We start from the raw sequence: 13,748 nt of genomic DNA on the forward strand, positions 1-13,748 counted from the left end.
TCCAGGTTTTGGAGACGGGGTCGCCTATACCTGGAAAGTTTATTCCGAATTTATCTTCTTCTGCCAGTTCTCCGGCAGCATATCGTGCAATTTTACATTACAGACTACCGAGATACTGAAATATCTATCAATCGGTATTTTGGTGAGTTCACTTTCCCATTTGTGATAGGCAGCCTGTGAGATGCCAAGCAAATTGGCCATCTGTTGTTGTGTCAAATTATTTTCAAGGCGATATCGGCGCAATAATTCTCCTGCGGACATATTTCCGGTTTGAAAGCGTACATGTATTTCATCATTTAGAGGCTTCAAACGTTGACTTCGGACAAACATAAGATTAAGATTTTGTAACTCCAAACACCCTATCTGGACAGCAAGTATCCCATGTACTAATCGCTTTACTGGTACGGTAAAGCTGCGTTTAAAATTTATAATTCAAGTAATAAAATTTCTGCTGACTTTGTAAAAGTTTATGGATAGCTCGTGTTATGCAGCGACTAGCGAAATTAAAAAAACAGGTTCTGCACTCTAATATGCAATGAAACAAAAGCCTATAATATCACATCCAAAGCCATTCAGCCCACTTTACGCTACTATCCTATTCGGCGGCCTGGCATTGCTGCTCAGTGATTGCTTCCTCAAACAGGACGGGACGACGACGATTTATGGAACGGTCACCGATCAGAATGGGCTGCCGGTGGATAGTATTTTGGTTACGTTCTCTGGGGTCCAGGACTTTAAGTACGAACAGTTAAAAGAGACCTTTTCAGATAAAAACGGTAACTATGAAATGGTTGTTGAAGTTCCTAAAAGGTATTCATCTGCATTAGGAAATATCCCCTATTCTTCCAAAAATAATCCCAAATACAAGCGAGGCTACCGAGATTTTTACAGCAAAAAAAACGGAATTAGCACTGGTAGTTGCTGCTTTGCCTCTATTGGAGAAAAAACAAAATACGATTTTCAATTAATCCCCAAATAAGCCATGAAACAATCCATAACACACTCATTTTCAAAACTTTTTAGCATTCTTTCCTCTACTATCCTTTTCGGCGGCCTGGCATTGCTGCTCAGTGATTGCTTCCTCAAACAGCACAGGACGACGATGATTTATGGAACGGTTACAGATCCGAATGGGCAGCCGGTAGATAGTATTCTGGTTATAGTACAAGGTGTCAAAGACTTCAAGTATGTAATTCAAAAAGAAACATTTAGTGACAAAAACGGTGATTATGAACTTGTCGTAGAAATGCCAAAAGAATTTTCATCCGCCGGTCTGGCTATTCCATTTGTTGGTAATCCAAAATTTACAACCAAGTATCTAGGATTCAACTTATCTAAGAATGGTATAAAAACAAGCAGCTGCTGCTCCGCCATAATCGGAGAAAAAACAAAATACGATTTTCAACTAATCCCTAAATAAGCCATGAAACAAAATCCAATGCACTCATTTTCAAAACTTTTTAGCATTCTTTCCTCTACTATCCTTTTCGGCGGCCTGGCATTGCTGCTCAGTGATTGCTTCCTGAAACAGGACAGGACGACTATTATTTATGGAACGGTCACGGATCAAAATGGGCAGCCGGTTGATAGTATTTTGGTTATAGCCGATGGTGTTCAAGGATTCAAATACGAGACACTTAAAAAAACGTATTCCGATGACGAAGGAAAATATGAAATTGTTATTGAGCCTGCTAAGAGGTATTCTGCGGTTGATACTGGAATTCCGTTCAATACTTCCGAGAATTCTAAATTCATGCGAAGTTATCTTGATTATTATTCCAAAGAGAACGGTGTCCGGACAGGTACCTGTTGTCCGGCAACTATTGGTAAGAAGACCAAATATGATTTTCAACTAATCCCCAAATAAGCCATGAAACAAAATCCAATGCACTCATTTTCAAAACTCCTTAGCATTCTTTCCTCTACTATCCTATTCGGCGGCTTGGCATTGCTGCTCAGTGATTGCTTTCTGAAACAGGATAGGACGACGACGATTTATGGAACAATTACGGATCAGAATGGGCAGCCGGTGGATAGTATCTTATTACGAGTTAGAGGGGTTACTGGCCTAAAGTATGACAAGCTAAAGGAGTTTTACTCCAATCAAAACGGGGGATATGAAATAATGCTGGATGTGCCGAAAGAGTATTCATCACTTTCAATTGCAATCCCATTTTCCAACTCCCTGAATCCAAAATTCACGAACCAATACTTAGGTCACTACGTCTTTCGAAACGATGTAAAAACCAACGACTGCTGTTATGCTGAACTAGGAGAAAAGACCAAATATGATTTTCAACTAATCCCAAAATGAGCGCCTATGAACAAAACGGCCAATCTTTTTATCACACATTAATCATCAATCTCAAATGAAACACACTTACAATTTCCGCATTACCCTCCTAACAGTTAGTATCGCCATTCTTTTTAGCCTTCCTTCATCCCTTGCCCAAACTGCTGACAATTATGAGAAACAAAAACAAGAGCAACTTTCGCGGCTGGACCTCACTGGTTTGGGAAAAATGTTACTGCTTAACAATGGCGTAATCAGTTCGCATGAAGTAGAGTCATTCCAATCGCTTTCCAAACCTGGTCATATTCCTTCACCCGAAACGGTAACAGCGGAAGAATGGCAAAATCTGTACGAACGGCTCATCGATACGGATCTTCGTCCCGCAAGCAACCGCCTGCCGGATCTTAATAAGCTCACGGAAACAGATCCGAACAAGGCAACCAAAAACAATGTGGTCCCCATCGGCATCCTGGATCTGGAAAGTATATACCTCACCGGTGAGCAGATTGCGGACAATGAGCAAAAAAAGAAAAATGGGAAAGCGGTCGATTTTCTAGCCTACGATCCCGTCAGGATCATGATGGCGTCCGTTTTACAGGAAGATGTATTTCAGGCCGATGTTTTATTCAGATTAGATCCAGGTCTTTATATCTCAAATCATGACCACCCCATTCAAAACCTGGAAATCGACTTTCATGACGGGAAAGGGTATGCTGTTTACCCGCTTTCGACACAGTTAATCCCTCATCAGTTTGCCAATATCGGCAAACACAAAATTGATCTTCGTCTAAAATCAGGGCATAACGTTTTTGTTTTTCAAACCTTAGTAAATGTATTGCAGCTGGAACGTGTCAAACCTTTTATGGAATTTGAGGTGACCGCTCCCCGTATCTGGACAGACACTTCATTAGCAAATACCGCGAATAGAGCTGCAAGAACAGCGCTGGTAGGGGGTAACATCCGGATTGTCCTGGGTTGTGACAACATTCTTAACAAACCCATCATTATTGCCGAAGGATTTGATATGGGGCAAAATGTGAATCTGGACTATCTGGAAGCGAAATACCGCGATGCGTTTGAAGATTACCTTCCGGAGGGATATGACCTGGTCCTTCTGGATTACACAGATGCTCGCGATGCGATTCAAAACAATGCACAAGTTTTAAAAGCCTTGATTCAGCAAGTAAACCAAATGAAAACCGGTAACAATCCCTCTATTGTGGTGGGCGAAAGCATGAGCGGGTTAGTAGCCCGTTGGGCGCTTCGGGAAATGGAAAATCAGGGAATTGCGCATCAGGTAAATCTAATGATCTGCTATGATACGCCTCATCAGGGAGCCAATGTGCCAGTTGGGATGACGCAACTTTACTGGGAAACTAATATTACTGTCCTAACGCAGGTCATTTTTAAGTTTCTCGCCAAAGGATGGCGGAATTACTACGAAGCATTAAATACACCGGCAGCCCAGCAAATGCTTTTGCACTGGGGAGGAAGCATCAACACCGGTGTGGGAAACAAAAGCCCGCTCTTCGATTCTTTTCGGACACAGCTTCTGGCACTTGGCAACGGCGGATACCCGCAGAGTTGCCGAAATATAGCGGTAATACACGGCAGCATGGATGCGACTGACCTCAGTGTGTTTAACCAGTATAATTATGGCAGCAGGATTTTGCTCGGCTTCACCCCCGGGTTACAGAACTTGCAGAATGCAAATATCGATGTACACACCAATCAGTTAAGTCAGAATGAATCGGTGCTTCGGTTTGCAACCTGGGGACTACTTGCATCTGCGTTGGGAGTGAATAAGAAATATAATAGTTCACTAAATGATGATTTCCTGCCGGGCGGAAGGATATTTGAGGAGGGAATTCCAAATAAACTTTTTGGAAAGAATAAAACCTATTTTCGGTTTTGCTTTGTACCTACATTTAGCTCTATTGACTATCAAGGACCGAGAAATACGCAAAATGAGCGTATGCAGCTTAATGTTTGGAATGTAAATGCAGCAATTGTGAATCGACAAACTCCTTTTGCAGCTATATACGGTCGAGCAGACGGCCTTAATTCTTCCCATGTCAATCCTGATTTTGCTACATTTGGCAATATGGGCCAAGCCGAAGACCTCCTGACAAATATCGCCGCATGCCCGGCACTTCCCATTCCTCCAGTTCCAGCCATTGCGCCGCCGTTCACGATCTGTTTTCCGTTTTATGCCAAAAGAAGCACAGAAGACAATACGGCGAACATTACCGTGTCGCTGGCTACTCCTTCCAATGGAATGTATGTGCACAATTGGACGGTATTGCCTTCCAATCAGTATTTTACGACAACCGGCGACCAGATCACCTTTCAGGCGGAAAGAGCGGACCACTATGATGTGACATGTACCCGGACCTACCCCAATCGCAAGGATATTAGCAGCACTTATACCGTTAGTGTGGAGGTTAAGGATTGCAGTCCCCAAAGTATAATTGCAGAAACCATTGTGAATGATAACTGGGAGGGTGATTTTGTGCTAACTCTTGCCAATAACGACAATGTATTTGCCCATTACTCGATTTCAGATATCTTGTATGCCGCGACGGAAAACGGTACTTTTGTACCTGCCTCTGCGCTGATTGCCCGCGGCATGTTTCAGGAGTTTGCCTCATTCTTTGCGGAAATTGATCCGCGCATTGCATTACCCGTGCATCTCGTCAGTTTTGATATTACAGCGGAAGGAAGTAAGGCCATATTGGAATGGCAAACGTCCCGGGAAATAGGCAGCGATCATTTTGAAATAGAAAAGAGTTCCGATAGCCGGGCGTGGCGAAGTATTGGGAAAGTACCCGCACACGAATACACCTCTGATCATGTCTATTATTCGTTTACAGACCCGGAACCCGTTATCGGAATGATGTACTACCGTTTGAAAATGGTTGACACGGACAGTACCTATGCTTTCAGCAAGATCCGGAATTTACAGTGGGACGATGAGGGTAATTGGGCTGTTTTTCCCAATCCGCTTACTACAGGAGAGTCCCTGAACGTCTTATCAGGAAAACGAGACGAGGTTAATACGATCAGCATTTATGACCTTAATGGAAATCTTCTGCGGGAATCCAGCGAAATTTCGAAAGGATTGATTGAAAAGGACCTGCTTCCTGGAAAATATATCGTGAAAATCAGGTTGCAGGACGGTACCGAAAAGAGCATGTCTTTTTTGAAGAAATAATTTTCGGTTTGAAAGACGGGGTCACCTAGACTTGCCAAGTTTTAAAGACGGGGTCGCCTAGACTTGGCAAGTCTTTTTCCATTCCTCACCCACACTTCGAAGAACCGCAATCTTTACAAGTCAGGCACCCTTCCTGGTACAGCAGGTTCGTAGAATTACAATTCTGACATTTCTGTTTTGCAGCCTCGGTACCATCCGGAATGTATCGTTTCAATGCACGGGCCACCCCATTTTTCCAGGTATTAATGGATTCGTCGAGTTGCAGGCTGCTGATGAGGTCAACTACTTTTTCAATCGGCATACCATGTCTTAATGTGCTGGAAATCAGCTTTGCATAGTTCCAGTATTCCGGATTGAATTTGTAGGATAACCCTTCAATAGTCGTTTTATAACCTCTCGTATTTTTATATTGAAAATCGTAACGGGAACTGCCGTCCGCTTCCCGGTTTTTAATGATCAGTCCTTCATTCACCCATCTCGGGATCAGGATACCATCCTCATCGTCGGCAAACCCAGTGAAAATTTCATAAGGTCTGCCATCGATCGTGCCAATGAAAGCGATCCATTTGTCTTTTTTATTCTGAAAACGAACGACATCAGCTTCGAGCGTTTGCGGTCTTTCTGTCGGGAAAGGTGTAGGCGCGTCAGGGTCATTCTCCTCCTTTTTCTCTGTATTGGCGATGAGTACTCCTGAGCGTGAGCCGTCCCGATATACTGTAACGCCTTTGCAACCCGCCTTCCAGGCTTCCAAATAGCATTCACCCACCAATTCCTCGGTCACATCATTCGGCATGTTGATCGTTACACTGATCGAATGGTCCACCCATTTCTGAATAGCGCCCTGCATTTTTACCTTTTTCAGGTAGTCCACATCATTAGACGTCGCTTTGTAATACGGCGATTTTTTGACGATATCATCCAGCTCCTTTTGCGAGTAATTTTTAGTCAAATCATGACCATTGATCTCCATCCATTCCTTGAAACGATGATGGAAAACAATGTATTCTTCCCAAGAATCGCCTACCTCATCCACGAAGTCCACCCGAACGTCCTTATCATTCGGATTTACTTTTCTTCTTCTTTTATAAACTGGCAGGAAAACGGGTTCAATCCCGGACGTCGTTTGTGACATCAGGCTGGTAGTACCGGTTGGCGCAATGGTCAGCAATGCGATATTTCTTCTTCCGTATTCCAGCATTTCATAATAAAGCTGGGCGTCAGCCTCCTTCAGTCTGATAATGAATGGATTTTCCTTCTCTCTTTCCGAGCTGAAAATCGCGAATGCGCCTCTTTCTTTGGCAGTGTGAACCGAACCTCTATATGCTTCCAGCGCCACAGTCTTATGAATTTCTACGGCAAATTCAGTTCCCTCATCACTTCCGTAACGCAAGCCCAGTGCCGCCAGCATATCACCTTCTGCGGTAATGCCGATACCCGTCCTTCTGCCTTCTTTTGCCTTAGTTTGAATGTTGAGCCAAAGATTACGTTCCACACGTTTAACCTCGTCATCTTCCGGATCCGCATCTATCTTATGAATGATCGCATCAATTTTTTCAAGTTCCAGATCAATGATGTCGTCCATCATGCGCTGAGCGGCTGCAATGTGTTTCTTGAACAATGTCCAGTTGAATGCTGCCTTTGCCGTAAATGGTTTGTCAACATACGAAAACAAATTAATCGCCAGCAAACGGCAAGAATCGTACGGACAAAGCGGAATCTCGCCGCAAGGGTTCGTAGAAACCGTTTGGTATCCCAGGTCAGCGTAGCAATCGGGTACAGATTCACGGATAATCGTATCCCAGAACAAGATTCCGGGCTCGGCCGACTGCCATGCATTGTGTACGATCTTTTTCCAAAGTGCCGTAGCGTCAATTTCCTTGATATGCGAAGGCGAAGTGCTGTTGATTGGGTACTGTTGTCTGTAAATGCCACCAGCATCCACAGCCCTCATAAATTCGTCGTCAATACGGACGGAAACATTGGCGCCGGTAACCTTGCCCTGCTCCATTTTGGCATCGATAAAATCCTCAGAGTCAGGGTGCCTGATCGCCACAGAAAGCATTAATGCTCCACGGCGACCGTCCTGCGCTACTTCCCGGGTCGAATTGGAAAAACGCTCCATAAAAGGCACGATACCAGTCGAAGTCAATGCTGAATTTTTGACTGGGGAACCTTTCGGACGGATGTGGGATAGGTCGTGCCCTACGCCTCCCCGTCTTTTCATAAGTTGTACCTGCTCCTGGTCAACTTTCATAATGCCTCCGTATGAATCGGAAGCGCCATTATTGCCAATTACGAAGCAGTTGGACAGAGATGCAATCTGATATGGATTACCAATCCCAGTCATCGGGCTTCCCTGCGGAATTATATATTTGAAATCCCTGATGAGGTCAAAAATTTCGTTTTCGCTGAGCGGGTTAGGGTACAATGCTTCAATGCGCGCAATTTCCTTGGCTATCCTTCTGTGCATATCATCCGGCGTGGCTTCGTAAATCGCTCCAAATGAATCTTTCAATGCATACTTATTCACCCAAACCCGGGCAGCAAGGTCATCGCCTTTAAAATATTGAAGCGAGGCCTGATACGCTTCGTCTGTGGTGTAGGTACGTTCTGATTGTGAAGATTTTATGGATTCCATTGCCTGGTGTATGTGAAGTTTTTGTTAAGGAACGAGTTTGTAAATGTAGAGATTTTATAGATTTATTGAGATTAAAATTAAAAAAGTTTACCAAAAAATATTTGTAACATACTATAAATCAAATTTTTAAATACTTTTAGATTTCAAAAAGTGTACAAATTTTTATTTTTCGGAGTATTAACGCGGAGAAACCTAAACCAAAAAAAACCGGTTCTAGTTGAAACCGGTAATTTTTAATTACTATGGCGAAATTTATCTTTAATGTGTTAAAACGCTTAGTCTGCTTTGACAACAGCACGTTCAATGAGCTGTGCCCATTCGGTTAGTTCCGGAATCCCTGGCTTGCGCTTTCCGAAAAACTGGTTGAACATTACCCCGTCTTTGTCAATCAGTTCAATACCTGTTACAATCCCGTCTGCGGTTGGTTTCCTTACTACCCAAGCCTCGTCGATGGCGTCCTCCCGTAAATGCAGGTTAAACTCGGGATCCATAATGTTAAGCCACGGGCCCATGACGAAAATCTTGCTTACCGGGCCAGTATGGATCTGAATACAATTGGGATTAGAAACAAAAACCATGATAGGCAACTGACTGGCCGCAACCGCATCGAAAACCGGTTTCATACTTTCAGGCTTGATCTGATAGGCATACCCGGCAGGCGCATGACGTAGCGCCTGTTTCCGGGACAACTTATATTTGCGAAGAAGTGTAAAAAAATCATGGGTATCCTTCAAAGCCAACCATTCAGCCTGAAAAGCAGCTACATCCAGGTCAGGAGCGGTTTCTCCCTCGGCCGCCTTTTCCGGTTTGGGGGATATGAACAAATTTAAGTTCTGGTCGGCTGCTGAATATTTTGCGACCAATGTATCGTAAGCCTCCTTATTGCTTTTTTCGGTTAAATAAATTTTATGAGCGGCTTCTCCGTAGCTGTTAAAGAATTGAAGGCTATGCCGATCACTTTCGGAAACTGCAAAACCAAATTTCCAGTCGCCCAGAAATAATCTGAGGTCAATATCTTCCCCTAGCACCAATCCAACGTGGTTATTAAAGGAAATTTTCTCATATACGCCTTTGCGTTCATGCACGACATGATCATTGCGTGTCAGCGCCATTACGTAGCCCAATGTGCCTACTTCCTTAATCAGCTCACGAAAATCTCCTTCGAGCAAGATCACGTTTTCACCTATTCCGGTGGCCAGTAATTCCGCTTCCGTCGTGTTCAGTTCTCTGGCCGCGTCACGGATCCTTGTTTTAGGATTAATGACCTTAAATTCTGCCCAGCGCTCTTTCAATTCAGTTCTATCCGGTGAAAGGGTTGATTTCATTTTATAGTTATTTTTTGAGAATGATATTTATATTTCGCTTAATGTGGCTGCTGCAACTTGCGGCACAATGATCGGGTAACTGGTGCTTTCGGGTTGAATAATCTGTACAGTTAATCCAAAAACTGCCTTAATGTGCTCTTCTGTCAGAACATCTTCTGGTCGGCCGGACGCAAATGTCTGCCCATCCTTCAACATCAGTACCCGGTCCGCATATTGCAGGGCCTGGTTCAGATCATGCACCACCGCCACCACGCCGAATCCGCGGCAAGTCATTTCCTTGGCCAGCTGAAAAGTCTCAAACTGATGCAGCAAGTCCATGCCGGTTGTTGGTTCATCGAGTAACAGGAGGCCATTTTCGGTTTCCCAGATCTGCGCCAATGTTCTTGCCAACTGTACCCGTTGCTGCTCTCCGCCGGAAAGTGTAGGGTAAAGCCTGTCTTTTAGATTTGCTATCCCTACTTTTTTCAAACATAAATCTACAACGGCCAGATCTCGCTGCTCAGGTTCGGTGTCGTAAAACGGGTACCTCCCCATCAGCACAATTTCCTGTGTTGAAAATGACAGTGAAATTGTATTTTTCTGAGCCAGTACCGCTCTTTTCTTAGCCAGTTCTTTCAGTTTATACTTTTTCAAATCCTTCCCCTGAAAAAAAACAGAGCCGGAAGCAGGTGCATGCTCAGACGAAAGCAACTTGATCAGAGTTGATTTACCCGCACCATTTGCTCCTACAATAGCCCAGAACTCGCCGGGCTGCACATCAAAACTGACTTCATGTAAAAGCCTTCTGTTTCTGACCTCAAATCCTACATTACGAACCGCTATCATATCCCCTTTCTTTTTTGCTCCCAGAGAATATAAATGAAGAAAGGAGTGCCCAGCAATGATGTCAGAATGCCTATGGGAAGCTCGGATGGAGCAGCTATCGTCCTTGAAAGCATATCTGCCAATGTGAGTACGATAGCCCCGCCCAATGCCGATCCAGCCAGCAATGTGCGGTGGCTGGGGCCGAATGCGGTCCGGATGATATGCGGCACCACCAGCCCTACGAAGCCGATCGTACCCGCTACTGCGACGGAGGCCCCAACGCCCATTGTGGCCAGGATAATGACTTTTCGTTTAAGTAACTTCATATTCACCCCCAGGCTGGCTGCCTGACTTTCGCCCAGCACCAGCAGGTTCAAGGCCTTGGCCAGGTAAGGCATAAACACTACGGAAACCGCTACAAATGGCGCCACCGCCATAACAGATGTCCAGTTGGCGCCACCCAGGCTGCCCAGGTTCCAGAATGTAATCGAACGAAGTTGTTCGTCGTCCGCGATGTAGGTCATCAGGCCGGTCATGGCCCCTACGAATGCATTAATGGCGATGCCGCAAAGCAACAAGGTCGTCACACCACCCCCATCGCCTGTGAATTTCGATAATTGATATACCAAAAAAGTAGTGACAGCTGCACCCAGAAAAGCGACAAATGATATGCCGTATACGCCTGCTACTTCATTCAAAATTCCAAAGTATTTTACATTGAGCATGATCACGAATACCGCAAACAATGATGCGCCTGAGGTTACCCCGATCAATGTCGAATCGGCAATGGGATTACGGAAAAGCCCCTGCAAAGATGCACCTGCAATACTCAGGCCTGCACCTATGAGCACACCCAAGCATACACGAGGCAGACGGATGACCCAGAATACAATGGATTTTTGCTCTTCCACCCTGGTACTCGTTATTAGCCCGACCTTGTAGGCAATGATCTCTCCCAATTCCATTACCGAAATGTGAACAGCTCCGTTGCCCGCTGAAAAAACAACGCACACCGCCAGCAGCACGCCCAATATCCAGATCATTTTACTTTTGGATGAAGGCAACTGATGCTTTTCGGAAACCTGGTTTCCCTTGCTATAATCCGGCTTGCTTGTGATTTCAGCTATCATGAAATGTTATTTTGCTTTTTGCGAAAGTTCAAGCGCTGCTTTTCCCAGCCGCGGACCAAACCCCGTCAGCAGCTGTCCGTCCATGGAAATGACTTTTTTATTCTTACCCGCATTCGTATTCGCCACACCAGGTACTTTCAGCAATCCGTCGATACCTTCCAGACTTTCCAATCCGCTTGAAAAAAGCACCAGCACGTCAGGATTGGCAGTAATGAGTGATTCTGCGGTTAGTGGTTTGAAATCACTGAAGCCCTGCGCAGCGTTTTTAAAACCGGAGAGCAGGAACATTTTGTCAGGCGAAGTGTCCGTACCTGCTACCATCAATGTGCCGGTCCCTCTTGCATAAATGAACAGCAATTTTTTCGGGCTGGCGGTAGTTGGAATTTTGGCAAGATCGGCTTGCAGGCTTTTTACCATTTTTTCTGCCTGTGCTTTGACATTGAAATAACTTCCAACTTCACGGATAAGCTTAATTGCCCCCTCCTTGGTATACTCATGTTTAAACTCAACCACCTTTTTGCCGCTACTATTCAACTGCGTGATCACAGCGGGTGACAACATGCTGTGATCCGTATAAATCACCACGTCGGGATTCAGGGCCAAAATTCCTTCGGCGGCAATGCTGCGGTTGTGTCCGATTTTCGGGATTTTGTCCAGGCTTGCGGGATATGTACTGGTTACGTCTACACCTACGAGTTGTTTTTCAAGGCCTAGCCCGACCAGGATTTCGCTTAGTGTCCCATTCGCTGAGACAATTTTCAAAGCAGCACCTGCCAATGCATGGCTACCCAAAATATGGATAGCAAAAAGGGCAACAAATACTTTAATGAACCGAAGGGTTTGCATGGATTTTTCTTTTGTAGGAAAATAACATCGGCAAATATATATTATTAATTTAGACCAAGTATAAATAGATAATAAAAATTTACATTTAGGAAGCTCAAATCCACGTTGAGGCTTTTATTATTGTAAATTCAAAAGTTGCACCACTGCTTCAAAACGACATTTTCAGAACACTCGGGTCGCATTCCTTAACCTTTACATCAGGCATACATTGAAAAAGCTACTGACCAACCTAACCTTCTGGGTGCTGACTGCTATTACTTGCGGAGCTCTTTTGGGCCATTATTTTCCTGAAAAAGGCGTGCAAATGGAAGTTCTGGGGAAGAGCTTTATTCAGGTTGTCAAGATCTTCATCAATCCGATCATTTTCCTGACCATAACGCTCGGAATCGTTGGGATGGGGGATTTGAAGAAAGTCGGGAAAGTAGGCGCAAAGGCGCTTTTGTATTTTGAGATTGTTACTACACTGGCATTGATAATCGGTGTAATCGTCGCCAACATTCTTCGACCCGGCGACGGCGTGGTGACTGGCAATCTTCAAAAAGGAGACATCTCGGTTTATGCCAATAAAGTCCACGATTTCAGCTGGTTGCAATTTTTCCTGGATAATGTCACTTTGCAGGTTTTGTTGTTCTCGCTGGTACTGGGGACGGTTCTAAGTAAATATTCGGGTAAGGATAAGGTTATTCACTGGCTGAATTTTATCTCCAAATACGTTTTCCGCGCCTTGCATCTGGTCATGATCTTCGCGCCGATCGGGGCATTCGGCGGAATGGCTTATACCATTGGTAAGTATGGTATTGATACATTGCTGCCACTCGCCAAGCTAATGGGAACGGTTTATGCGACGATGGCTATCTTCATTTTTGGTGTGCTCGGCTTCATTCTCAGGACTTACAAAATCAGTTTATGGTCGTACCTGAAATACATTCGCGAGGAATTGCTGATCGTATTGGGTACCTCCTCTTCCGAAGCTGCGCTGCCTTCCTTAATGGTCAAACTGGAACGAATGGGCTGCTCCAAACCCGTTGTAGGGCTGGTAGTACCGGCTGGCTATTCATTTAACCTGGACGGGACCACGATCTACCTTTCCATGGCGACGATTTTCCTCGCGCAGGTTTTTAATGTACACCTTACGATTGGTCAGATACTTTCATTGATCGGTATTTTAATGGTTACTTCCAAAGGCGCTGCGGGCGTTACAGGCAGTGGTTTTGTAGTACTAGCTTCTACATTGACGGCCATTAAAGTGATCCCGGTTGAAGGTCTGGCGCTGCTGCTGGGAGTCGACAGGTTCATGTCTGAGGCGCGGGCCATTACCAATTTCATCGGAAACGGAGTAGCGACCATTTGGCTCGCCAACAACGAAAAAGAATTCGATCGCGACAAAATGCACTATGCCTTCGAGAATGTGAAGGAAACAGAAAATGTGATCACGGATAATTTAACGGACCGGACACAACAAGAGCAAACCAAGTTGTAGCTCTGATAATTTTCATTA

Annotated in this window: 12 protein-coding genes; 6 read left to right on the plus strand and 6 right to left on the minus strand. The window is 44.6% G+C overall.

Going from position 1 to position 13,748, the window contains the following annotated elements:
• Positions 1-39: 39 nt before the first annotated feature.
• A complete protein-coding gene (locus tag ABIO93_RS00645; RefSeq protein ID WP_348063506.1) occupies positions 40-261 on the minus strand; it encodes a helix-turn-helix transcriptional regulator in 222 nt (73 codons plus the stop codon).
• A 274-nt stretch (positions 262-535) separates the two neighbouring features.
• Between ABIO93_RS00645 and ABIO93_RS00650 the strand changes: the two genes are divergently transcribed.
• From ABIO93_RS00650 to ABIO93_RS00670, 5 genes are read left to right on the plus strand one after another with little or no spacing between them, the layout of a single operon-like run.
• On the plus strand, positions 536-979 hold the full coding sequence (locus tag ABIO93_RS00650; RefSeq protein ID WP_348063507.1) for a carboxypeptidase-like regulatory domain-containing protein: 444 nt from the start codon (positions 536-538) through the stop codon (positions 977-979).
• Between the two features lie 3 nt (positions 980-982).
• Positions 983-1,420 carry a carboxypeptidase-like regulatory domain-containing protein gene (locus tag ABIO93_RS00655; protein WP_348063508.1) on the plus strand — a complete coding sequence of 146 codons (438 nt, stop codon included), beginning with the start codon at positions 983-985 and terminating at the stop codon, positions 1,418-1,420.
• 3 nt (positions 1,421-1,423) lie between these two features.
• Complete coding sequence (locus ABIO93_RS00660; RefSeq protein ID WP_348063509.1) at positions 1,424-1,867, plus strand: carboxypeptidase-like regulatory domain-containing protein; 444 nt, start codon at positions 1,424-1,426, stop codon at positions 1,865-1,867.
• Positions 1,868-1,870: 3 nt separating this feature from the next.
• Positions 1,871-2,314: a hypothetical protein gene (locus ABIO93_RS00665; protein ID WP_348063510.1), complete on the plus strand. Its 444-nt coding sequence runs from the start codon at positions 1,871-1,873 to the stop codon at positions 2,312-2,314.
• A 55-nt stretch (positions 2,315-2,369) separates the two neighbouring features.
• Positions 2,370-5,507 carry a T9SS type A sorting domain-containing protein gene (locus tag ABIO93_RS00670; RefSeq protein ID WP_348063511.1) on the plus strand — a complete coding sequence of 1,046 codons (3,138 nt, stop codon included), beginning with the start codon at positions 2,370-2,372 and terminating at the stop codon, positions 5,505-5,507.
• Positions 5,508-5,592: 85 nt separating this feature from the next.
• On the opposite strand, the gene ABIO93_RS00675 is transcribed toward ABIO93_RS00670, so the two are convergent.
• The 5 genes from ABIO93_RS00675 to ABIO93_RS00695 form a co-directional block, all read right to left on the minus strand.
• Positions 5,593-8,145, minus strand: coding sequence for an adenosylcobalamin-dependent ribonucleoside-diphosphate reductase (locus tag ABIO93_RS00675; protein WP_348063512.1), 2,553 nt, complete (start codon positions 8,143-8,145; stop codon positions 5,593-5,595).
• Between the two features lie 275 nt (positions 8,146-8,420).
• The gene (locus tag ABIO93_RS00680) at positions 8,421-9,470 is read right to left on the minus strand and encodes a ChuX/HutX family heme-like substrate-binding protein (RefSeq protein ID WP_348063513.1); all 1,050 of its coding nucleotides are present in this window, start codon (positions 9,468-9,470) and stop codon (positions 8,421-8,423) included.
• A gap of 27 nt (positions 9,471-9,497) precedes the next feature.
• The gene (locus ABIO93_RS00685; RefSeq protein WP_348063514.1) at positions 9,498-10,295 is read right to left on the minus strand and encodes a heme ABC transporter ATP-binding protein; all 798 of its coding nucleotides are present in this window, start codon (positions 10,293-10,295) and stop codon (positions 9,498-9,500) included.
• Positions 10,292-11,404: an iron ABC transporter permease gene (locus tag ABIO93_RS00690; RefSeq protein WP_348063515.1), complete on the minus strand. Its 1,113-nt coding sequence runs from the start codon at positions 11,402-11,404 to the stop codon at positions 10,292-10,294. Before ABIO93_RS00690 ends, ABIO93_RS00685 begins: the two co-directional genes overlap by 4 nt.
• Before the next feature lie 6 nt (positions 11,405-11,410).
• Positions 11,411-12,250, minus strand: a complete 840-nt coding sequence (locus ABIO93_RS00695; protein WP_348063516.1) for an ABC transporter substrate-binding protein — start codon at positions 12,248-12,250, stop codon at positions 11,411-11,413.
• 208 nt (positions 12,251-12,458) lie between these two features.
• Here ABIO93_RS00695 and dctA point away from each other — a divergent pair, with 208 nt between their 5' ends.
• The gene (gene dctA, locus ABIO93_RS00700; protein ID WP_348063517.1) at positions 12,459-13,730 is read left to right on the plus strand and encodes a C4-dicarboxylate transporter DctA; all 1,272 of its coding nucleotides are present in this window, start codon (positions 12,459-12,461) and stop codon (positions 13,728-13,730) included.
• Positions 13,731-13,748: the final 18 nt, after the last annotated feature.

This window comes from Dyadobacter sp. (assembly GCF_039919315.1).
In the GTDB taxonomy this organism is placed as follows: Bacteria; Bacteroidota; Bacteroidia; order Cytophagales; family Spirosomataceae; genus Dyadobacter.